Below are 20,366 nucleotides of genomic sequence, written 5' to 3'. Positions count from 1 at the left end.
CGGCGGGCTCAGGTGCGCCCGGTGTGCTCGGCGCGGCCGGTGCCCGAGGCGTGCGCGGTGCGCTCGGCCGGTGAGGGGTGCGCGGTGGGCGCGGCGGGTGAGGCGCGCGGGGTGGGCGCGGTGCGCGCGCGGCGCACCAGCCGCAGGTAACGGTCCCAGTCCCAGTACGGCCCCGGGTCCGTGTGGTCGGTTCCCGGCACCTCCACGTGGCCGATGATGTGCTCGCGGTCGACGGGTATGCCGTACCGCCCGCAGATCCCCGCCGTCAGCCGCGCCGAGCCCGCGTACATCGCGTCGGTGAACGACGAGGCCTTCTCCACGAAGCCCTCGTGCTCTATGCCGACGCTCCGCTCGTTGTACTCCCGGTTGCCCGCGTGGAAGGCCACGTCCAGCTCGCGGATCATCTGCGTCACGTGCCCGTCCGCGCGCACGATGTAGTGCGCCGCGGCCTTGTGCCCGGGGTCCTGGAACACCTTCACCGCGCTCGCGTAGCTGCCCTGCGTGACATGGATGACCACCCGGTCGACCGCGTAGTCCTCGGGCCGGTCCGCGCGCCGGTAGTTCGCCGGTGAGGCCGCCACCCACCGGGCTCCTGCGAAGTCCACCGCACCGGCCACCCGCGGTCTGCCCTCGCCCGGCAGGGCCGCCCAGAACCGGGCCAGTTCGTCGTGCCACAGCACCGCACCGCCCGCGACGGCCACCGCCCCGCCCACGAGTACCGCGCGGCGCGCCGGCCACCGCCCCGCGCCGCCGTCCCCGCCGGTCCGCCCGGCCTTCTTCGCCCCCATGCGACCTCCAACGGATATCCGGCAGCCCGGGTTCCCGCACCCCCGTACCCTGGAGGGGCTATGACTGACACCCCGCCGCGTTCCCGCCCCCTCCGCGTCCTCGCCGCCATGTCCGGCGGAGTGGACTCCGCCGTCGCCGCGGCCCGCGCCGCGGAAGCCGGACACGACGTCACCGGCGTCCACCTCGCGCTCTCCGCCAACCCGCAGTCCTTCCGCACGGGCGCGCGGGGCTGCTGCACCATCGAGGACTCGCGCGACGCCCGCCGTGCCGCGGACGTCATCGGCATCCCCTTCTACGTGTGGGACCTCGCCGACCGCTTCCGCGAGGACGTCGTCGAGGACTTCGTCGCCGAGTACGAGGCCGGCCGCACCCCCAACCCGTGCCTGCGCTGCAACGAGAAGATCAAGTTCGCCGCGCTGCTGGACAAGGCGCTCGCCCTCGGCTTCGACGCGGTGTGCACCGGCCACTACGCGAAGGTGATCCTCCGCGAGGACGGCACCCGCGAGCTGCACCGAGCCTCCGACATGGCCAAGGACCAGTCGTACGTCCTCGGCGTCCTCGACGAGAAGCAGCTCGCGCACGCGCTGTTCCCGCTCGGCGACACCGTCACCACCAAGGACGAGATCCGCGCCGAGGCCGAGCGCCGGGGCCTGGCCGTCGCCAAGAAGCCCGACTCGCACGACATCTGCTTCATCGCCGACGGCGACACCCAGGGCTTCCTGGCCCGCCGCCTGGGCAAGGCCGAGGGGGACATCGTCGACGAGTCCGGCGCGGTCGTCGGCTCCCACGAGGGCGCCTACGGCTTCACCGTCGGCCAGCGCAAGGGCCTCAGGATCGGCACCCCGGCCCCCGACGGCAAGCCGCGCTACGTCCTGGACATCTCCCCGGTGACCAACACGGTCACGGTCGGCCCGGCCGCCGCCCTGGACGTCGACGCCCTCACCGCGGTCAAGCCCCGCTGGTGCGGCACCGCCCCGAGCGGCCCCGGCACCTACACCGCCCAGCTCCGCGCCCACGGCGGCGAGACCGAGGTGAGCGCCGAACTCGTCGACGCCACCCTAGAGGTCACCTTCACCGAGCCGGTGCGCGGTGTCGCCCCCGGGCAGGCGATCGTGCTGTACGACGGCACGCGGGTGGTCGGCTCGGCGACGATCGCGACGACCCGGCGGGCGCGGGCCGGCGCGGCCTGACCCGGTCCGGGGTGAGACCGGGGCGGGCCGGGCCGAAGCCGGTCCTACGCCCCGTAGAACTCCGCCAGCACCGGCGCCAGGACCTCCGGCTCCACCGCGTGGGTCTGGCCCTCCAGGACGCGGTACGTGCCCTGGGGGGCCGCACGGGCCACCTGGCGGGCCGCCTCGCGCATCCACGCCGGGCCCGCGTCGCCCGCGGCGGCCAGGACCGGGACCGGGATCGACGCCAGCAGGTCACGGGGGACCGTGCCGTCGCCCATGACCGCGTCGTCGTACGCGAGGGTCGGCGCGACGGCCTCCAGGCCCGGCCACATGGGGGACTGGCGGGCGTTCACGATCATCTGCTCGGCCAGCCCGGTGACGCGCAGGAACAGCTCCACCGCGTCCCCGCGCCGGCCCTCAGCCAGCGCCCGGCCCAGGTCGGCCGAGTAACGCGCGCGCTCCGGGCCGCGGTCCTCGCGCACGTCGAACGGCGGCTCGTACACCGCGACCCGCCGCACCGGCAGCCCGGCCGCCGCCGCCCGCAGGGCCAGCGCTCCGCCCGACGAGACGCCGTAGAGCGCCGCCTCGCCGCCCACGGCGTCGATCACGGCGGCGAGGTCCTCCACCTCGCGCTCCACCGCGTACGGCGTGGTGTCACCGCTCTCCCCGCGGCCGCGGCGGTCGTAGACGACCGCGCCGAACCGCTGCGAGAGCGCCACCGCGAGCGGCGCGACCGTGGCACCCGTCGACATCGCCCCGCTGACCAGGACGACCACCGGGCCGGTGCCGGTGCGCTGGTAGGCGATCGGGGTGCCGTCACGCGAGAGCGTCTTCTTGTCCATGGCCATGAAGACTGTCACGGCGGCGGCGGCTCACCGGGCTACAACACTTCGGCGCCGTAGAAGCACAGGTGGTCCTTGATCTCCGCGACCTCGGGCTTGGGGTCCGGGTAGGCCCACACCAGGTCGGCGGCGCCCGGCACGGACCAGTAGGACGCCGTGCCCTTGAAGGGGCACTCCGTGTGGGTGTCCGAAGGGGTCAGCAGGTCGAGGCGTACGTCCTCGGACGGCAGGTAGTAGCGCGGGGGGCAGCCGGTCTCGCGCAGCACCAGGGGACGGCGGCTCTCCGCCAGGACCTGCCCGCCGTGCACCACGCGCACGTGCTCGTCGCCCTGCTCGATGGTGATCGTGTGTCCTTGGGTCATACAGGGGAAGCGCTCGCGCGCGCGGGGTTCTTCCCGCGCCGTCCACCGTCCTTCCCGCGCGCGGGAAGCCGCCTGGGGCCGCGTACCGTGGGGCGCATGAACATCTGCGTCTTCCTCTCCGCCGCCGACCTCGACGACCGCTACACGCGACCCGCGCGGGACTTCGCCCGGCTGCTGGGCAAGGGCGGGCACAGCCTGGTGTGGGGCGGCTCGGACAGCGGGCTGATGAAGGTCGTCGCGGACGGCGTGCAGGAGGCGGGCGGCCGGCTGATCGGCGTGTCGGTCGACTTCCTGTCGGCCAAGGCCCGGCCCGGCGCCGACGAGATGGTGATCGCGGGCGACCTGGCCGAGCGCAAGAAGCTGCTCCTGGAGAAGGCCGACGCAGTGGTGATCATGGTGGGCGGCACCGGCACCCTCGACGAGGCCACCGAGATCCTGGAGCTGAAGAAGCACGGCCGGACCGGCAAGCCGGTGGTGCTCCTCAACACGGCGGGCTTCTACGACGGCCTGCGCGAGCAGTTCCGCCGGATGGAGGAGGAGGGGTTCCTGCCCCGGCCGCTGGCCGAGCTGGTGTTCTTCGCCGACGAGCCCGCGGGCGCGCTGGCCTACCTGGAGGAGTCGCTCACCGCCCGCTGACCCACGGGTGCGAGCATGGCGGGCATGGCTACACATGTGATCACCGGGGCCGGTTCCGGCATCGGCGCGGCCGTCGCCCGCCGCCTGCACGCGCGCGGGGACGACCTCGTGCTGCACGCGCGCGACGCGGGGCGGGCCAAGGAACTGGCCGCCGGGTTCCCCGGCGCCCGCACCCTGGTCGGCGACCTGGCCGACCCGGACCGGCTCAGCTGGGCGTTCTCGCACCAGACGCTCCCCGACCGGGTGGACTCCCTGCTGCACGTCGCGGGCGTGGTCGACCTCGGTCCGATCGGCGAGCTGACGCCCAGGTCCTGGCACCACCAGCTGAACGTCAACCTGGTCGCCCCCGCCGAGCTGACCCGTCACTTCCTGCCCCAGCTGCGGGCCGCACGCGGCCACGTGGTGTTCGTCAACTCGGGCGCGGGCCTGAGCGCGCACGCCGCCTGGGGGGCCTACGCCGCCTCCAAGCACGGCCTCAAGGCGCTCGCGGACGCCCTGCGCGAGGAGGAGCACGCCGGCGGCGTCCGCGTCACCTCCGTCTACCCCGGCCGCACCGCGAGCCCCATGCAGGCCAAGGTGCACCAGCAGGAGGGCAAGGAGTACGAGCCCGGGAAGTGGATCGACCCCGAGTCCGTGGCGACCAGCATCCTGATGGCCCTCGACCTGCCGCGCGACGCGGAGGTGAACGACCTGACGGTACGACCGGGGCGCTGACCGCCCTCCCTCGTTCCGTACGCTGCTGCGGTGAGCGAAAACAGCCAGTCCGGCTTCGGTGCGGCCACCGGCCTCGGGTCGATGCCCGGCGGGGACGCCCGAGAGGCCGTCAAGACCGTCACCGGAACTTTCGAGGACTTCCCCTTCCTGCCCGAACTGCCCGCGCGGGGCCCGGGCGCCGACATGATCGGGCGCACCGCCGGAATGCTCGTGGAGATGTACGCGCGCGTGGAGCCCAGCGGATGGCGCCTCGGTGACCGGCCGGGGCGGGACACCAGACGGGCGCGGTCCTGGCTGGGCGAGGACCTGGACGCGCTGGAGGAGTTCACGCAGGGGCACCAGGGCGCGCTCAAGGTGCAGGCGGTGGGCCCGTGGACGCTCGCCGCCGCCCTGGAGCTGCGGAACGGCGAGGCGGCCCTGTCGGACCCCGGCGCCTGCCGGGACCTCGCCGCCTCGCTCGCCGAGGGACTGCGGCTGCACCTCGCGGAGGTCCGGCGGCGGGTGCCCGGTGCCCGCCTCGTCCTCCAGCTCGACGAACCGTCGCTGACGGCCGTGCTGCGCGGGCGGGTGCGGACCGCCAGCGGGTACCGCACCCACCGTGCCGTCGACCGGCAGGTCGTGGAGGCCACGCTGCGGGACGTCCTCGCCGCGCACCCCGCGGGCCCCGTCGTGGTCCATTCCTGCGCGCCGGACGTCCCGTTCGCGCTGCTGCGCCGGGCGGGCGCGGCCGGTGTCTCCTTCGACTTCTCCCTCCTCACCGAGCGTGACGACGAGGTGATCGGGGAGGCCGTGGAAGGCGGCACGCACCTCTTCGCCGGTGTCGTCCCGACCACGGACGGCCCATTGTCAGACCCTGCCGGTAGCGTCATGGGTGTCAGAACGCTGTGGCGCAGGCTGGGGCTGCGACCGGGGCTGCTCGCCCAGTCGCTCACCCTCACCCCGGCGTGCGGCCTCGCGGGCGCTTCCCCCGCGTACGCACGCCAGGCGCTCGCCCACTGCGTCCAGGCGGCGAGATCCCTCGCGGACAACCCAGAGTAACGGGAGGACAACACGGTGGCCGGCGACAAGCAGCAAGCGGAAACAGCGGTGCCCGCCGAGGCGCGGGAGGAGCACGCCCGGCTCGCGGAGCAGGTCGAGGAGCACCGCTTCCGGTACTACGTCAAGGACGCGCCTGTCATCGGCGACGCCGACTTCGACCGGCTGCTGCGGTCCCTGGAAGCGCTGGAGGACAAGCACCCCGAGCTGCGCACACCCGACTCGCCGACCCAGAAGGTCGCCGGCTCGTACGCCACGGAGTTCACCGCGGTCGAGCACCGCGAGCGGATGCTCTCCCTCGACAACACCTTCAACGACGACGACCTCGCCGCCTGGACCGACCGCATCGCCAGGGAGCTGGGCGAGCAGGAGTACCACTTCCTGTGCGAGCTGAAGGTGGACGGCCTGGCCGTCAACCTCACCTACGAGCGCGGCCGGCTCACCCGAGCCGCCACGCGCGGCGACGGCCGCACCGGCGAGGACATCACCCCCAACGTCCGTACGATCGCGGAGATCCCCGACCGGCTGCACGGCGAGCGGGTCCCGGACCTCGTGGAGATCCGCGGCGAGGTCTACTTCCCGATGGAGAAGTTCGAGGAGCTGAACGCCCGGCTGGTCGCGGCCGGGGACAAGCCCTTCGCCAACCCGCGCAACGCGGCGGCCGGTTCGCTGCGCCAGAAGGACCCGCGGGTCACCGCCACCCGCCCCCTGCACATGGTGGTCCACGGCATCGGCGCCCTCGAGGGGTACACAGGCCTCACCCGCCTCTCGCAGGCCTACGAGCTGCTGCACACCTGGGGCCTGCCCACCTCCCCGCACAACCGGGTGGTCGACGACCTCGCGGGCGTAAGGGAGTTCATCGCCTACTACGGCGAGAACCGGCACTCCGTGGCGCACGAGATCGACGGCGCCGTCATCAAGCTCGACGAGATCCGCCTCCAGGGCCGGCTCGGTTCCACGGCCCGCGCGCCGCGCTGGGCGATCGCGTACAAGTACGCGCCCGAAGAGGTCAACACCAAGCTGATCGACATCAAGGTGGGCGTCGGCCGCACCGGCCGCGTCACGCCCTACGCACAGGTGGAGCCGGTCACCGTGGCCGGTTCGGAGGTCGAGTTCGCCACCCTGCACAACCAGGAGGTGGTCAAGGCCAAGGGCGTCCTCATCGGCGACACGGTGGTGCTGCGCAAGGCCGGTGACGTGATCCCGGAGATCCTCGGTCCGGTCGTCGACCTGCGCGACGGCAGCGAGCGGGAGTTCGTGATGCCCGCCGAGTGCCCCGAGTGCGGTACGCCGCTGCGGGCCATGAAGGAGGGCGACATCGACCTCCGCTGCCCCAACGCCCGCACCTGCCCGGCCCAGTTGCGCGAGCGCGTCTCCTACCTCGCGGGCCGTCAGTGCCTGGACATCGAGCACTTCGGCGAGGTGGCCGCCGCCGCGCTCACGCGCCCGCTGGAGCCGGCCGACCCGCCGCTGGCCGACGAGGGCGACCTGTTCGGCCTGACCGTGGACAAGCTGCTGCCCATCAAGGCGTACGTCCTCGACCCGGACAGCGGCCTGCCCAAGCGCGACCCGAAGACGGGCGAGGAGAAGGTCGTCACGGTCTTCGCCAACCAGAAGGGCGAGCCGAAGAAGAACACCCTCGCGCTGCTGCAGAACATCGAGGCGGCCAAGGACCGTCCGCTGGCCCGGTTCCTGAACGGGCTCTCCATCCGCCATGTCGGCCCGGTGGCGGCCCAGGCCCTGGCGCGCGAGTTCCGTTCCGTCGAGCGCATCGAACAGGCCACCGAGGAGGAACTGGCCGCCACCGACGGGGTCGGCCCGATCATCGCCGCCGCCCTCAAGGAGTGGTTCGCCGAGGACTGGCACCGCGAGATCGTACGCAAGTGGAAGGCCGCCGGAGTCGCGCTGGAGGACCAGTCCTCGGGCGAGGACGAAGGGCCGCGTCCGCTGGAGGGCCTGACGGTCGTGGTCACCGGCACCCTGGAGCACTTCACCCGCGACGGCGCCAAGGAGGCCCTGCAGAGCCGGGGCGCGAAGGTGACCGGGTCGGTCTCGAAGAAGACCGCTTTCGTCGTGGTGGGGGACAACCCCGGTTCGAAGTACGACAAGGCGATGCAGCTGAAGGTTCCCGTTCTGAACGAAGAGGGTTTCGGGGTACTTCTGGAACAAGGACCGGACGCGGCGGCCGAAGTCGCTCTCCCGACCGGCGAGTAGGGGTTGAAGACCCCTTGTTCGGCGCATACCAGATGCATACGGGTGGCCGGGGCGCATTCGGGCAACCGTCGACGACCGCTGCCCGAGGAAGCGTTCTGCGGCCTACTGTTGAGGGGTGCGCCGCCGTGCCCAGCTGCGGTCGGGGCATCCCCGTGCTCCTGACGAGTACGTGGAAGTGTTTTCCAGCGCGGCCGTGCCCAGCGGACGTCGGGCACCGGGCCGCGTGGCGTGGGCACCGCCGGCTGTGAGAGGGACGGGAATGGAACCGACCGAGAGCGCCGCCCCGCACTCACGGCTGCGCCGGATGACCGGCGCGTGGCGCGGGTACCGGGAGCGGGCGGGGGAGCGTTCGGACACGGACACGTACGCGGGGCGCGCCGGACGACCCGGCGGCGCCACCGGACCGTACCCGGGGACGAGGGCCCGCGCCGCCGCGCGGCCGCCCGGGCCGCGCACGGCGGGGCTGCCGGACGACGAGTCCGATCGGCCGCCGTCCCGGCCGGCCCTGCCCACGGTGGTCGTCGCGGTGGCCGCCCTCGCCCTCGGCGCCGGTTTCTACCGCGCTTTCACCGCCGGGCACGCGCTCTTCCCGTCCGGCACGGCCGGCTGGTCGCTGGCCGTGCTCACCGGCATCATCGTCGGCCACCTGGTCCTGCTCGGCCGGGCCCGCTGGTGGGGCGGCACCGGCTCCGGCGCCGCCCTCACCCTCGCGGTGCTCCTGCTCTACGGCTGGGTTCCGGCCGGCCTGGTCAGCCTGACCGTCGTCGTCCTGGTCGGCATAGCCAGGCGGCACCGCTGGCGCCCCGGCGTGCTGCACGGCGCGGTCGACATCCTCGGCATCGGTGCCGCCGCACTGGTCCTCGGCGCCTTCGGCCGGGTGCCGACCGTGGAGCGGCCCTGGGACCCGGGCACCTGGACCGCGTACACCGCCCCCCAGGTGGTGCTGGTCGCCGCCGTCTACCTCGCGGTCACCCGCGTCCTGCTGTGGTACCTGCACGCCCCGCGCACCGACCCGGTGCCCACCGTCGCCCGCACCGCGCTGGTCAGACAGGGCCTGGTCGCGGTGGCCCTGCTCGGCATCGCACCGCTGGTCTGCGCCGTCGCGGTCGCCGACCCCGTGCTGCTGCCGCTGTTCGCCATCCCGCTCATCGCCCTGGACTCCACCCTCTGGATCGCCCGCGCCCGCGCGGAGGAGCAACTGCGCGACCCGCTGACCGGGTTGCCCAACCGGCAGTGGCTCCTGGAGCGCATCTGGACCGCCCTCGACGACGCCGAGCGCATCGGTGCCCGTTCCGCCCTGATGCTGATCGACCTCGACCGTTTCCGCTCGGTCAACGACACACTCGGTCACCTCGCCGGGGACCGGCTGCTGTTGCAGATCGCCGACCGGCTGCGGCAGGCGCTGCCGCGCGGCGCGGAGGCGGCGCGGCTCGGCGGCGACGAGTTCGCCGTGTTACTCCCCGTCGCCGACTCCACCACGTCCGCGACCCGCATCGCGCGCGGCCTGGTCACCACCCTCAGCTCCCCGCTCGACCTCGACGGGCTCACCCTCGTCCTGGAGGCCAGCGCCGGCGTCGCCGTCTTCCCCGACCACGCCCTGGACGCCGAAGGCATGCTGCGCCGGGCGGACGTCGCGATGTACCAGGCCAAGCGGGACCGCACGGGCGTGGAGGCCTACGAGTCCAAGCGGGACTCCAACACCCCCGACCGGCTCGGTCTGCTCGGCGATCTGCGCCGGGCCCTGGACGCCCACGAGGTCCAGCTGCACTACCAGCCCAAGGTCCGCTTCGACGGCCAGGTCGCCGGCCTGGAGGCGCTGGTGCGCTGGGTGCACCCCGAGCGCGGCAAGGTCCCGCCGGACGAGTTCATAGCGATCGCCGAGTCCTCCGGGCTGATGCCCCATCTGACGGAGTACGTGCTCGAAACCGCTCTCGGGCAGGTCGCCGCGTGGCGCGCGCAGGGCCTGTTCGTCCCGGTGGCCGTCAACGTCTCCCCGCGCGACGTGCACACCCCCGGATTCGCCGGCTCGGTGGCCGCCCGGCTCGCCCGGCACGGCGTCCCGGCGGGCGCCCTCCAGCTGGAGATCACCGAGCACGTGCTCCTGGAGGACCCCCAGCGGGCCGCCGACACCCTGGCGGGCCTGACCGCGCACGGCGTGAAGATGTCGCTGGACGACTTCGGCACCGGCTACTCCTCGCTGGTGCACCTGCGGCGGCTGCCGGTGAGCGAACTGAAGATCGACCGTTCGTTCGTGGCCCGTCTCGCGGTGGACACCGAGGACGCCGAGATCGTGCGCTGCACCGTCGACCTCGCCCATTCCCTGGGCCTGCTGGTCGTCGCGGAGGGCGTCGAGGACGACGAGACCTGGGAGCGGCTGCGCGATCTGGGCTGCGACGCCGTACAGGGCTGGCTGGTCGCCGCGGCCATGCCGCCCGAGGAGACGACGGCATGGCTGCGGGCGCGCGGCTCACGGGGCTGGGTACGCCCCGCCGCCGCCCTGCCCGCGGCGGCCGGCGACGAGTGAGACCGCGGCCCACCGTGACGACGGCGAGGGCGTCAGGGCGTGGTCCCGTTCCCCGCGGCACCGGCCTCACAGGATGCCGTTTCACGGGGCGCCCGGGTCAGGGGGGTGCCGACTTCCGGCGCGACTGACTCCGTGGGCGCCGTCCCCCTGGAGCCGGACTCGGGGAGGCCCGTCTCCCCTGGCCGAGGGCGCGCCGTCCGTGGGGGCCCGGCTCATGGAGACCCGCTTCCCGGGGCGGCTGGTCCGCCGCTTCCAGGCGCGCCCAGCCTGGGGAGTCCGCTCTCCCGGGACAGCCGGCCCGCCGAGTGCCCGGGCCGGCGGTGTGCCCGGCCCGGCTGGGCTCAGCGCATGCCCTGCGGCACGAAGTGGCTGATCAGCAGGGACAGCCGGCGCTCATGGGCGGTCTGCGGCAGCCGCCCGCTGCGCATCAGGGTCACCAGGCCGTGCAGGGCGGCCCAGTACGTCTCCGTGAGGAGCCCCGGCTCCTCGCCCTGGGCCGCGAACGGCTCGACGGCGGCCAGCAGCTCACCGAACGCCTCCCGCAGCGCCGCCGGGGCCTCGGGCGTGGCGAACGGCAGGTCCACCAGGTGCGTGAACATCGCGTCGTAGAGCGCGGGCCGTTGCCGCCCGAAGGCGGTGTACGCCTCGCCCACCGCCGCCAGCGCCTCGCGCGCGCCCTGCGCCGCCGTACGCGCCGTGCGCATCTGCGCGGCCATCTCCGCGCAGCCCTGCACCGCGACCGCCGCCATGATCGCGCCCTTGCCCTTGAAGTGGCTGTAGAGGACGGGCTGGCTGTACTCGATCTCGGCGGCCAGGCGGCGGGTGGTGACCGCGTCCCAGCCCTCCGCCTCGGCCAGTTCCCGGGCGGCCGTCACGATCAGCCGCTCGCGTTCCGCTCGTTCGCGCTCCCGGCGCGTCTGGATCGTCATGCTTCTCATTCTAGCGGTGCTAGCCAACCTGTCGATGCTCTGCTAGCTTCACTCTCGTCGCTAGCGCCGCTAGCATCTGACCTCCGGGAGTAGAACATGACCGTCACCGCGTACACCCTGGCCGTCGTGCTCGACCTGTTCTGCCTGTTCCTCGGGTACCGCTTCCTCTTCCAGCCCGCACCCGCCGCGGCCGGCTACGGCGTCCCGGCCGACCCGGCCGGCGACGCCGGTGCCTACCTGACGATCAAGGGCCTGCGCGACGGCACCTTCGGCCTCGTCGGTCTCGCGCTGCTGGCCTTCGCGGGCGCCCGCGCCGAGGCCTGGTTCATGCTCTGCGTGGCCGTCGTGCCCCTCGGCGACATGCTGATAGTCCTGCGCCACGGCGGCTCGAAGGCCGTCGCCTTCGGCGTCCACTGCGCGACGGCGGTCGTCATCCTGATCAGCGCCGCGCTGCTGTTCCTCGTCTGATGCCGCCCGGGCGGCCGTTCCGCCGCTTCGGGGCGCCACCGGCAAACCGTTGTACGGACACACGTCCCCGCCCCATAGGATTGGCCCCAAACCACACACACTCACCCCAGAGGAACGCTGCATGCCTGGCATCACGCGCGAGGAGGTCGCCCACCTCGCCCGGCTGGCGCGTCTGGAGCTGAAGCCCGAAGAGCTCGACCACTTCGCGGGACAGCTGGACGACATCATCGGCGCGGTGGCCCGCGTCAGTGAGGTCGCCGACCAAGACGTACCGCCGACCTCCCACCCGCTGCCGCTGACGAACGTCATGCGCGCGGACGAGGTCCGTCCGTCGCTCACCCCCGAGCAGGCGCTCTCCGGCGCCCCGGCCCAGGAGCAGCAGCGTTTCAAGGTGCCGCAGATCCTGGGGGAGGAGTAGACGATGACGGACATCATCAAGCTCACCGCCGCCGAGACCGCCGAGAAGATCGCCGCCGGCGAGCTGACGGCCGTCCAGGTCACCGAGGCGCACCTCGCCCGGATCGACGCCGTCGACGAGAAGGTGCACGCCTTCCTGCACGTCGACCGTGAGGGCGCCCTCGCCCAGGCCCGCGCCGTGGACGAGAAGCGGGCGCGCGGCGAGAAGCTCGGCCCGCTGGCCGGCGTACCGCTCGCGCTCAAGGACATCTTCACCACCGAGGGCGTGCCGACCACCGTCGGCTCCAAGATCCTCCAGGGCTGGATCCCGCCGTACGACGCGACGCTCACCAAGCGGCTGAAGGACGCCGACGTCGTCATCCTCGGCAAGACCAACATGGACGAGTTCGCCATGGGGTCCTCCACGGAGAACAGCGCCTACGGCCCGACCGGCAACCCCTGGGACCTCACCAAGATCCCCGGCGGCTCCGGCGGCGGTTCCTCCGCCGCGCTCGCCTCCTTCCAGGCGCCGCTCGCCATCGGCACCGACACCGGCGGCTCCATCCGCCAGCCGGCCGCCGTCACCGGCACGGTCGGCGTCAAGCCGACGTACGGCGCGGTCTCCCGCTTCGGCATGGTCGCGTTCTCGTCCTCCCTGGACCAAGGCGGCCCCTGCGCCCGTACGGTCCTGGACGCCGCGCTGCTGCACGAGGTGATCGCCGGGCACGACCCGCTGGACTCCACCTCCATCGAGGAGCCGGTCCCGCCGGTCGTCGAGGCCGCCCGCAACGGCAGCGTCGCCGGCATGCGCGTCGGCGTCGTCAAGCAGTTCCGCGGCGAGGGCTACCAGGCCGGCGTCATCCAGCGCTTCGACGAGTCCGTCGAGGTGCTCAAGGAACTGGGCGCCGAGATCGTCGAGCTGGACTGCCCCTCCTTCGACCTCGCCCTGTCGGCGTACTACCTGATCGCGCCGTCCGAGTGTTCGAGCAACCTCGCCCGCTTCGACGGCCTGCGCTACGGCCTGCGCACCGGCGACGACGGCAGCCACTCGGCGGAGGAGGTCACCTCCCTCACCCGTGAGGCGGGCTTCGGCCCCGAGGTCAAGCGCCGCATCATGCTCGGCACGTACGCGCTCAGCTCCGGCTACTACGACGCGTACTACGGCAGCGCCCAGAAGGTCCGTACGCTCATCAAGCAGGACTTCGACAAGGCGTTCGAGCAGGTCGACGTGATCGTCTCCCCGACGACCCCGACCACCGCCTTCGCGATCGGCGAGCGCGCCGACGACCCGATGGCGATGTACCTGGCCGACCTGTGCACCATCCCCACCAACCTGGCGGGCAACGCGGCCATGTCCCTGCCCTGCGGGCTCGCCCCGGAGGACAACCTCCCGGTCGGCCTGCAGATCATCGCCCCGGTGATGAAGGACGACCGCCTGTACAAGGTCGGCGCCGCCGTCGAGGCCGCGTTCGTGGAAAAGTGGGGACACCCGCTGCTTGAGGAGGCTCCGTCGCTGTGAGCAACGCACTGTCCAAGGCCAAGGGCTTCAAGAAGTCCAAGTCCGGTACGTACCTGTCGATGGCGACGACCGCGTTCGGCGCCGTCAGCGTCATCAAGCAGGCCAAGAAGGCCCGCACGGAGAGCGACACGCTGCGCCTGATCGACGCCGCCGTGTCCGCCGCCGCCATCGTCACCGGCCTCGCCATCCTCTACCGCGAGCTGAAGCGGCTGGGCGACGACGACGTCCTGCTGGGCTGAGAGGGAAGTTTTCACCGTGACCACCACGACCGACCTGGTGTCGTACGAGGACGCGCTGGCGTCGTACGACCCCGTCATGGGCCTCGAGGTCCATGTCGAACTCGGCACCCGGACGAAGATGTTCTGCGGCTGTTCGACCGCACTCGGTGCCGACCCGAACTCCCAGACCTGCCCCGTCTGCCTCGGCCTGCCCGGCGCCCTCCCGGTCGTCAACGCGACCGGCGTGGAGTCCGCCGTCAAGATCGGCCTCGCGCTGAACTGCTCGATCGCCGAGTGGTGCCGCTTCGCCCGGAAGAACTACTTCTATCCGGACATGCCGAAGAACTTCCAGACCTCCCAGTACGACGAGCCGATCGCCTTCGACGGCTACCTCGACGTACAGCTGGAGGACGGCGAGACCTTCCGCGTGGAGATCGAGCGCGCCCACATGGAGGAGGACACCGGCAAGTCGACGCACGTCGGCGGCGCCACCGGCCGTATCCACGGCGCGTCCCACTCCCTGCTCGACTACAACCGCGCCGGCATCCCGCTCATCGAGATCGTCACCAAGCCGATCGTCGGGGCCGGCGAGCGCGCCCCGGAGGTCGCCAAGGCGTACGTCCGTGAGCTGCGCGAGCTCATCCGGGCGCTCGGCGTCTCCGAGGCCCGCATGGAGATGGGCCAGATGCGCTGCGACGTGAACCTGTCGCTGATGCCCAAGGGCGCCGACAAGTTCGGCACGCGCAGCGAGACGAAGAACGTCAACTCGCTGCGTTCGGTCGAGCGCGCGGCCCGCTTCGAGATCCAGCGGCACGCCGCGGTGCTCTCCTCGGGCGGCACGATCGTCCAGGAGACCCGCCACTTCCACGAGGACACGGGCTCCACGACCTCCGGCCGGATCAAGGAGGAGGCCGAGGACTACCGGTACTTCCCCGAGCCCGACCTGGTGCCGGTGGCCCCCTCGCGCGAGTGGGTCGAGCAGATCCGCGCCGCGCTGCCCGAGCTGCCGCTGGCCCGCCGCACCCGGCTGCTCGCGGAGTGGGGCATCTCGGCCACCGACATGCAGGCCATCCTCAACGCCGGTGCGCTGGACCCGATCGTCGCCACCATCGACGCCGGTGCCGACGCCGCCTCCGCCCGCAAGTGGTGGATGGGTGAGCTGGCGCGCAGCGCCAACGAGTCCGGCAAGGCCCTGGACGAGCTGGCCATCACCCCGCAGCAGGTCGCCCGGGTCACCGAGCTGGTCACCGCGGGAGAGCTGAACGACAAGCTGGCCCGCCAGGTCATCGAGGGCGTCCTCGCGGGCGAGGGCACCCCGGACGAGGTCGTCGACAAGCGCGGTCTGAAGGTCGTCTCCGACGAGGGCGCGCTGACCGCCGCCGTCGAGGAGGCCATCGCCGGGAACCCGGGCGTCGCGGACAAGATCCGCGGCGGCAAGGTGGCCGCGGCCGGCGCCCTGGTCGGCGCCGTCATGAAGGCCACCCGCGGCCAGGCCGACGCGGCCCGCGTCAAGGAGCTGATCCTGCAGAAGCTGGGCGTCAGCGAGGGCTGAGCCGGCGGCGGCCGTGACGCAGTGACCCCGAGGGGATGTACCGCAGTGCGGTGCATCCCCTCAGGTGTGTCTGCCACCGGTGCCCCGGTGCCCCGGTGCCCCGGTGGCTCTCCGGGCCTCGGTGCCACGGTGCTCGGTGCTTCCGTGTCCGGGTGCTTGGGCGCCTCGGTGCCTGGACCCGCCGACCCCGTGTCCGAGACGCGGGGCGCAGGCGTTACGCTCGCGCGCCATGAGTGGACGCGCCGATTCCGATACGCCCGCCGCGATATCCCCCGCACCGATGTCCTCGACGGGCGGCACTGAAGTGGCCCACGGAGCCCGGGGAGCCCGAGAGGCACCGGAGGACCACGGCTGGGCGGAGGGCGGCTGTCCGGAGGGTGTCTCCGTCGCCCGCCGGGCCCGCTGGACGGCGGCCGGGACCGGTGTCCTGCTGACGCTCGCGGGTCTTGCCGCATCCCTGCTGCGCCTCACCGACGCGGCCCCGGCCCGCGTACCGGCCGCCTACGCCGCCGGCGCCGTCGTCTGCGCCTGCGCGGCCGCCCTCGGGCAGCGGGGCCGCACCCGGCGGGCGCTGTGGCTGCTCGTCGCCGGCGTGATGATGATGGCCCTCGGCGACCAACCCGGCTGAGACCGGCGGGGGTGTGACCGTGGGGTTGACCGGCTCGGCTGAGACCGGCGGGGGTGTGACCGTGGGGGCTGACCGGCTCGGCTGAGGCCGCGGCGCCGGCCGGCGGGCGGCCCGGCTGAGACCGGCCCGCCCGCGATCGCCCGCCTGAGGCCCGGCCGCTGCGGCCGATTCGGCCGGGCTTCACCCGGTCGTCGCCTGCTGATCGGGTCACACGGGTGTGAGGAACACCACGAATGCGCTAAACGATCATATTTGCCTGCAAGAGTGTCTTCACCTTGCTCACGCGTTCTTTGCGGGCTGTTCCGTTCATCGACGACTGTTCCCGGTCAAAGATCCATAAAAAGACACCTGGGAGCACGTTTCGTGGCAGCCCTCGCGCGCTGGTGTGTCCGGCACCGCCTCGTCACCGTTCTGCTCTGGCTCCTCGCCCTCGGCGGGGTCACGGTCGCCGCCGCCGTCGCCGGCCCGGCGTACTCCAACGACTACGAGGTCCCCGGCACCGAGTCGGGACGCGCCACCCAGCTGCTGCAACAGGGCTTCCCCGGCCTCGGAGGGGACAGCGACACCGTCGTCTGGCACACCGCGCCCGGCTCCGTCCGGGCCGCCGACGTCGAGCAGACGATGACCCGCACCCTGGACCGCGTCGAGTCCCTGCCCGGGGTGGCCTCCGTGACCAGCCCCTACAAGGGACAGAACGCCCAGGGCACCGACCGGATCAGCCGGGACGGCCACACCGCGTACGCGACGGTCACCTTCGACCGCCCCGCGCAGGACATCACCGCGGACCAGGCCCAGGCCGTCGTCCACACGGCCAAGGCGGCCCAGACCGACGGGCTCCAGGTGGAGCTGGGCGGCAGCGCCGTCGGCGCCACCCAGTCCTCCGGCGGCCACCTGGCAGAGATCCTGGGCGTCGCCGTGGCCGCCGTGGTGCTCCTGGTCGCCTTCGGTTCACCGGCCGCGTCCCTGCTCCCCATCGCCACCGCGCTGGTGAGCGTCGGCACCGCCCACGCCGCCATCGGACTGCTCGGCCACACCATGACGGTGGCCGACTTCGCCCCGATGCTGGGCATGCTCATCGGTCTCGGCGTGGGCATCGACTACGCGCTGTTCATCGTCACCCGCCACCGGCGCGGCCTCAAGCGCGGCCTGCCCGTCACCGAGGCGGCCACGAACGCCGTCGCCACCACCGGACGCGCCGTGGTCTTCGCGGGCGCGACCGTCTGCATCGCCCTGCTGGGCATGCTGATCCTGCGGCTCGGGTTCCTCAACGGCGTCGCCGTCGCCGCCGCGTCCACCGTCGTCCTCACCGTCGCGGCCTCGGTGACCCTGCTGCCCGCCCTGCTCTCCTTCATCGGCCCGCGCGCACTGAGCCGCCGCGAGCGCCGGCGGCTGGCCGAGCACGGCCCCGAACCCGAGGTGCCCACCGGGTTCGCCGCCCGCTGGTCGGCCTTCGTGGAACGCCACCCCAAGCTGCTCGGCTCCCTCGCCCTCGGCGTCGTCACCGTGCTCGCCCTGCCCACCCTCTTCCTGCACCTGGGCACCTCCGACCAGGGCAACGACCCGTCCTCCTCGACCACCCGGAAGGCGTACGACCTCCTCGCCGACGGCTTCGGACCCGGCGTCAACGGACCGCTCACCCTGGTGACCCGCGTCGACGGGGCCGAGGACCGGCTCGCCCTGGACAACCTCGGCACCACCCTGCGCGCCACCGACGGCGTCGCCGATGTCACCCCGGTGACCTACGACACCGGCGGCACCACCGCCTACCTGAACGTCCTGCCCGACTCCGCGCCCCAGTCGCAGCGCACCAGCGACCTCGTCGACCGGCTGCGCGAGAGGGTGCTGCCGCGCGCCGAGACCGGCACCTCGCTCGACGTGCACGTCGGCGGCGTGACCGCGGGGTACGACGACTTCGCCGGCGTCATCGTCGACCGGCTGCCGCTCTTCGTGGGCGTCGTCGTCGGCCTCGGCTGCGTCCTGCTGCTGCTCGCCTTCCGTTCGGTGGGCATCCCCCTCAAGGCCGCCGCCATGAACGTCGCCGCCGTGGCCGCCTCCTTCGGCGTCGTCGTCACGATCTTCCAGTGGGGCTGGGGCAGCGAGTTCCTCGGCCTCGGCCGGGCCGGGCCCATCGAACCCTTCCTGCCCGTGATCATGGTCTCGGTCCTCTTCGGGCTCTCCATGGACTACCAGGTCTTCCTGGTCAGCCGGATGTACGAGGAGTGGCTGGAGACCGGCGACAACCGGCGCGCCGTCCGGGTCGGACTGGCCGAGACGAGCCGGGTGATCAACTCGGCCGCGGTCATCATGATCTCCGTCTTCCTCGCCTTCGTGCTCGGCGGCGACCGGGTGATCGCCATGTTCGGCATCGCGCTCGCCGCCGCCGTCGCCCTGGACGCGTTCGTGCTGCGCACCCTGCTCGTGCCCGCCCTGATGCACCTGCTGGGCCGTGCCAACTGGTGGCTGCCACGCCGCCTGGACCGCGTCCTGCCCCGCATCAGCATCGAGCCGCCCGAGTGCCGCGCCGCCCATGAGAAGCTCGGCGACGTCATGGCGGAACTCGCGAAGGAGCACCGACCGGATGTACGCGATATCCCTGGGTGACGGAGCCGAACTGCGGCCCCTGGAGCCCTGGCACGCCGAGGAGTTCCTCGCGCACCTCGACCGCGGCCGCGCGTTCGTCAACCGGCACGTCCCGTTCGGGGCGAACGCCACCGACGTCGATTCCGCCCGCGCCGTCCTCCAGGCGTACGCCGACAGGCGCGCCGCCGACACCGGCTTCCTGCACGGCCTGTGGCTGACGGGCACCCTGGTCGGCGGGCTGCTGTTCCCCGCCTTCGACGCGGCGACCGGAACGTGCGAGATCGGCTGCTGGCTGGAACCGGACGCGACCGGCCGGGGGCTGGTCACCCGGGGTGCCCGGGTCCTGATGGACTGGGCCTTCGAGGAACGCGGCATGCACCGCGTGGCCTGGCACGTCTCCTCGGCCAACGAGCCGAGCATCAACGTGGCGCGGCGTCTCGGCCTGACCCGTGAGGGCGTGCTCCGCGAGAACTACCCGTACCGGGGCGTGCGCCAGGACACCGAGATCTGGGCCGTGCTCGCCCCCGAGTGGCGTGCGGCACGGGCGCGCTCCGGCCGCGGCGACCGGTGAGGACGTCCGCCGTTAAGAGACCTCTCAGACTCCGTCCGTACGGTGCCCGGCATGGGAACCAGGACCGCAGACGAGGCCCGAGCCACCACCGGCACCGAGGCGACGCACGAGACGGAGGCGAAGGGCGCCCCGCAGGAGACGAACCAGGCGGAGGCGACGAACCGGACGGAAGCGCAGGGGGCGAGCACCGCCCCGCAGGCCGAGGCGACGAGCACCGCCGAGGCGGCCGGTGAGGCCGGAGCGCAGCCGGAGACCAGGGAAGCCGGGGAGGCCGGCCAGGCCGGCGAGACCGCTGTGACAAGCGAGGCCGCTGAGTCCGGCGAGTCCGGCGAGACCGCTGAGACCGACGAGGCCGGTACCGAGTCCGCCGGGTCCGCCAAGGCGGCCCCCGCGGGCATCGGACAGGGCGCCGGCGCCGTCGTGTCGGCCGCCCTGGGCCTCGTCTCGCTCACCGGCAGCTGGCTCGGCACCGTCGCCGGCGCGCGCGAGCAACTGGTCGGCCAGCTGCGGACCTCCACCTCCGCGAGCGTCGCCACGCAGATCAAGGAGGTCTACGGTGACGCCTGGCACACCACCGCCCTGTGGGGCGGCCTGTTCGCGCTGCTCGCCCTGATCGTCGGCGTCGTGGTGCTCGCCCGGCCCGCGTTCGGCGCTCCGGGCAGGCCGCAGGCGCCCTGGACCAAGTCCGTCGCCTGGGCGGGCGTCGCGCTCGGCGCCGTCGGCCTGCTGCTGGCCGTCCTGAAGTACACCGACGTGCTGCTCGCCCTGCCGTCCGCCTGAGTCCGACCCCGCCGCCCCCGGCCGTGCCGTGCGGGGCCTCAGCAACGCCGTAAGGACCTTATGGCGGCCCTGAGGCCCCGCACGCGCGTCTAAGGCCCCGGGCGCCGCCGAAGATGCGGAACTCGCCCGATGCGGGCAGGCCCCCCGGCGGACGAAGGTGGAGTTCGGCACCGGGAGACGGTGCCGGACGCCACTTCACCAGGGGAGTCACCATGTTCACGTACGAGTTCCACGAGCAGCGTTCCAGCGAGATGCGCCGCCGGGCCGAGCAGGAACGCCTCGCCCTGGCGGTGCTCCGCGGGCGCCGCGCCGCCCGCCGCAGGGCCTACCGAGGGGCCCCGGAGGCCGAGGCGCATAGCGACGGCCCCCGCCGTCACCGGTTCACCCGGGCCGCGTGAGCGAGGGGCCCCCGAGGACGGCGCCCGGTCTCCCGCAGG

20 protein-coding genes are annotated in these 20,366 nt (G+C 73.1%); 16 read left to right on the top strand and 4 right to left on the bottom strand.

The annotated features are described in order from the left end of the window. Positions 1-8: 8 nt before the first annotated feature. Entirely contained in the window at positions 9-788 is a 780-nt protein-coding gene (locus tag ACFC02_RS19695; protein ID WP_376358488.1) for an N-acetylmuramoyl-L-alanine amidase, read from the bottom strand. Between the two features lie 60 nt (positions 789-848). On the opposite strand from ACFC02_RS19695, the gene mnmA reads away from it, so the two are divergent. Next, positions 849-1,979: a tRNA 2-thiouridine(34) synthase MnmA gene (gene mnmA / locus ACFC02_RS19690; RefSeq protein ID WP_376358485.1), complete on the top strand. Its 1,131-nt coding sequence runs from the start codon at positions 849-851 to the stop codon at positions 1,977-1,979. A gap of 44 nt (positions 1,980-2,023) precedes the next feature. Here the strand turns inward: mnmA and ACFC02_RS19685 are convergent, their stop codons facing one another. Further along, positions 2,024-2,803, bottom strand: a complete 780-nt coding sequence (locus ACFC02_RS19685) for an alpha/beta fold hydrolase (RefSeq protein ID WP_376358544.1) — start codon at positions 2,801-2,803, stop codon at positions 2,024-2,026. 38 nt (positions 2,804-2,841) lie between these two features. Continuing rightward, entirely contained in the window at positions 2,842-3,165 is a 324-nt protein-coding gene (locus ACFC02_RS19680; RefSeq protein WP_360974692.1) for a DUF427 domain-containing protein, read from the bottom strand. A 96-nt stretch (positions 3,166-3,261) separates the two neighbouring features. Here ACFC02_RS19680 and ACFC02_RS19675 point away from each other — a divergent pair, with 96 nt between their 5' ends. The 5 genes from ACFC02_RS19675 to ACFC02_RS19655 all read left to right on the top strand — a co-directional run bounded on the left by ACFC02_RS19675 (position 3,262) and on the right by ACFC02_RS19655 (position 10,288). Further along, positions 3,262-3,801, top strand: coding sequence for a TIGR00730 family Rossman fold protein (locus tag ACFC02_RS19675; RefSeq protein ID WP_376358480.1), 540 nt, complete (start codon positions 3,262-3,264; stop codon positions 3,799-3,801). Positions 3,802-3,816: 15 nt separating this feature from the next. After that, positions 3,817-4,515, top strand: coding sequence for an SDR family oxidoreductase (locus tag ACFC02_RS19670; RefSeq protein ID WP_376358477.1), 699 nt, complete (start codon positions 3,817-3,819; stop codon positions 4,513-4,515). An 81-nt stretch (positions 4,516-4,596) separates the two neighbouring features. Continuing rightward, on the top strand, positions 4,597-5,553 hold the full coding sequence (locus ACFC02_RS19665; protein WP_376358541.1) for a methionine synthase: 957 nt from the start codon (positions 4,597-4,599) through the stop codon (positions 5,551-5,553). Between the two features lie 15 nt (positions 5,554-5,568). Further along, positions 5,569-7,764, top strand: a complete 2,196-nt coding sequence (gene ligA / locus ACFC02_RS19660) for an NAD-dependent DNA ligase LigA (protein ID WP_376358474.1) — start codon at positions 5,569-5,571, stop codon at positions 7,762-7,764. A gap of 259 nt (positions 7,765-8,023) precedes the next feature. Continuing rightward, positions 8,024-10,288, top strand: a complete 2,265-nt coding sequence (locus ACFC02_RS19655; protein WP_376358471.1) for a putative bifunctional diguanylate cyclase/phosphodiesterase — start codon at positions 8,024-8,026, stop codon at positions 10,286-10,288. A 341-nt stretch (positions 10,289-10,629) separates the two neighbouring features. On the opposite strand, the gene ACFC02_RS19650 is transcribed toward ACFC02_RS19655, so the two are convergent. Next, the gene (locus ACFC02_RS19650; protein ID WP_376358468.1) at positions 10,630-11,217 is read right to left on the bottom strand and encodes a TetR/AcrR family transcriptional regulator; all 588 of its coding nucleotides are present in this window, start codon (positions 11,215-11,217) and stop codon (positions 10,630-10,632) included. A 96-nt stretch (positions 11,218-11,313) separates the two neighbouring features. Here ACFC02_RS19650 and ACFC02_RS19645 point away from each other — a divergent pair, with 96 nt between their 5' ends. From ACFC02_RS19645 to ACFC02_RS19600, 10 genes are all read left to right on the top strand, one after another. Beyond that, entirely contained in the window at positions 11,314-11,685 is a 372-nt protein-coding gene (locus ACFC02_RS19645) for a DUF4267 domain-containing protein (protein ID WP_376358465.1), read from the top strand. A 121-nt stretch (positions 11,686-11,806) separates the two neighbouring features. Further along, entirely contained in the window at positions 11,807-12,103 is a 297-nt protein-coding gene (gene gatC / locus ACFC02_RS19640; RefSeq protein WP_006130840.1) for an Asp-tRNA(Asn)/Glu-tRNA(Gln) amidotransferase subunit GatC, read from the top strand. 3 nt (positions 12,104-12,106) lie between these two features. Beyond that, entirely contained in the window at positions 12,107-13,600 is a 1,494-nt protein-coding gene (gatA, locus tag ACFC02_RS19635) for an Asp-tRNA(Asn)/Glu-tRNA(Gln) amidotransferase subunit GatA (RefSeq protein WP_376358462.1), read from the top strand. After that, complete coding sequence (locus ACFC02_RS19630) at positions 13,597-13,839, top strand: hypothetical protein (RefSeq protein ID WP_037858086.1); 243 nt, start codon at positions 13,597-13,599, stop codon at positions 13,837-13,839. Before gatA ends, ACFC02_RS19630 begins: the two co-directional genes overlap by 4 nt. A 16-nt stretch (positions 13,840-13,855) precedes the next feature. Beyond that, positions 13,856-15,370: an Asp-tRNA(Asn)/Glu-tRNA(Gln) amidotransferase subunit GatB gene (gene gatB / locus ACFC02_RS19625; RefSeq protein WP_376358459.1), complete on the top strand. Its 1,515-nt coding sequence runs from the start codon at positions 13,856-13,858 to the stop codon at positions 15,368-15,370. Between the two features lie 229 nt (positions 15,371-15,599). After that, on the top strand, positions 15,600-15,998 hold the full coding sequence (locus ACFC02_RS19620) for a hypothetical protein (protein ID WP_376358456.1): 399 nt from the start codon (positions 15,600-15,602) through the stop codon (positions 15,996-15,998). 363 nt (positions 15,999-16,361) lie between these two features. Next, positions 16,362-18,599 carry an MMPL family transporter gene (locus ACFC02_RS19615; protein WP_376358453.1) on the top strand — a complete coding sequence of 746 codons (2,238 nt, stop codon included), beginning with the start codon at positions 16,362-16,364 and terminating at the stop codon, positions 18,597-18,599. Next, positions 18,577-19,149, top strand: a complete 573-nt coding sequence (locus ACFC02_RS19610; protein ID WP_376358450.1) for a GNAT family N-acetyltransferase — start codon at positions 18,577-18,579, stop codon at positions 19,147-19,149. The genes ACFC02_RS19615 and ACFC02_RS19610 overlap by 23 nt, the downstream gene beginning before the upstream one ends. A 51-nt stretch (positions 19,150-19,200) precedes the next feature. Beyond that, positions 19,201-19,929 carry a hypothetical protein gene (locus ACFC02_RS19605; RefSeq protein WP_376358448.1) on the top strand — a complete coding sequence of 243 codons (729 nt, stop codon included), beginning with the start codon at positions 19,201-19,203 and terminating at the stop codon, positions 19,927-19,929. 212 nt (positions 19,930-20,141) lie between these two features. Further along, positions 20,142-20,327 (top strand): hypothetical protein, encoded by a 186-nt coding sequence (locus ACFC02_RS19600; RefSeq protein ID WP_376358445.1) that lies wholly within the window; start codon positions 20,142-20,144, stop codon positions 20,325-20,327. Positions 20,328-20,366 lie beyond the last annotated feature (39 nt).

Source organism: Streptomyces sp. NPDC056160, from assembly GCF_042268205.1.
Classification (GTDB): domain Bacteria; phylum Actinomycetota; class Actinomycetes; order Streptomycetales; family Streptomycetaceae; genus Streptomyces.
This window is presented reverse-complemented; position numbering and strand designations above follow the sequence as displayed.

What these genes read in the sequence shown, in the direction of transcription:
- ACFC02_RS19695 (WP_376358488.1), bottom strand. Translation starts at nt 788, where the DNA reads ATGGGGGCGAAGAAGGCCGGGCGGACCGGCGGGGACGGCGGCGCGGGG.
- mnmA (WP_376358485.1), top strand. Translation starts at nt 849, where the DNA reads ATGACTGACACCCCGCCGCGTTCCCGCCCCCTCCGCGTCCTCGCCGCC.
- ACFC02_RS19685 (WP_376358544.1), bottom strand. Translation starts at nt 2,803, where the DNA reads ATGGACAAGAAGACGCTCTCGCGTGACGGCACCCCGATCGCCTACCAG.
- ACFC02_RS19680 (WP_360974692.1), bottom strand. Translation starts at nt 3,165, where the DNA reads ATGACCCAAGGACACACGATCACCATCGAGCAGGGCGACGAGCACGTG.
- ACFC02_RS19675 (WP_376358480.1), top strand. Translation starts at nt 3,262, where the DNA reads ATGAACATCTGCGTCTTCCTCTCCGCCGCCGACCTCGACGACCGCTAC.
- ACFC02_RS19670 (WP_376358477.1), top strand. Translation starts at nt 3,817, where the DNA reads ATGGCGGGCATGGCTACACATGTGATCACCGGGGCCGGTTCCGGCATC.
- ACFC02_RS19665 (WP_376358541.1), top strand. Translation starts at nt 4,597, where the DNA reads ATGCCCGGCGGGGACGCCCGAGAGGCCGTCAAGACCGTCACCGGAACT.
- ACFC02_RS19655 (WP_376358471.1), top strand. Translation starts at nt 8,024, where the DNA reads ATGGAACCGACCGAGAGCGCCGCCCCGCACTCACGGCTGCGCCGGATG.
- ACFC02_RS19650 (WP_376358468.1), bottom strand. Translation starts at nt 11,217, where the DNA reads ATGACGATCCAGACGCGCCGGGAGCGCGAACGAGCGGAACGCGAGCGG.
- ACFC02_RS19645 (WP_376358465.1), top strand. Translation starts at nt 11,314, where the DNA reads ATGACCGTCACCGCGTACACCCTGGCCGTCGTGCTCGACCTGTTCTGC.
- gatC (WP_006130840.1), top strand. Translation starts at nt 11,807, where the DNA reads ATGCCTGGCATCACGCGCGAGGAGGTCGCCCACCTCGCCCGGCTGGCG.
- gatA (WP_376358462.1), top strand. Translation starts at nt 12,107, where the DNA reads ATGACGGACATCATCAAGCTCACCGCCGCCGAGACCGCCGAGAAGATC.
- ACFC02_RS19620 (WP_376358456.1), top strand. Translation starts at nt 15,600, where the DNA reads ATGAGTGGACGCGCCGATTCCGATACGCCCGCCGCGATATCCCCCGCA.
- ACFC02_RS19610 (WP_376358450.1), top strand. Translation starts at nt 18,577, where the DNA reads ATGTACGCGATATCCCTGGGTGACGGAGCCGAACTGCGGCCCCTGGAG.
- ACFC02_RS19605 (WP_376358448.1), top strand. Translation starts at nt 19,201, where the DNA reads ATGGGAACCAGGACCGCAGACGAGGCCCGAGCCACCACCGGCACCGAG.
- ACFC02_RS19600 (WP_376358445.1), top strand. Translation starts at nt 20,142, where the DNA reads ATGTTCACGTACGAGTTCCACGAGCAGCGTTCCAGCGAGATGCGCCGC.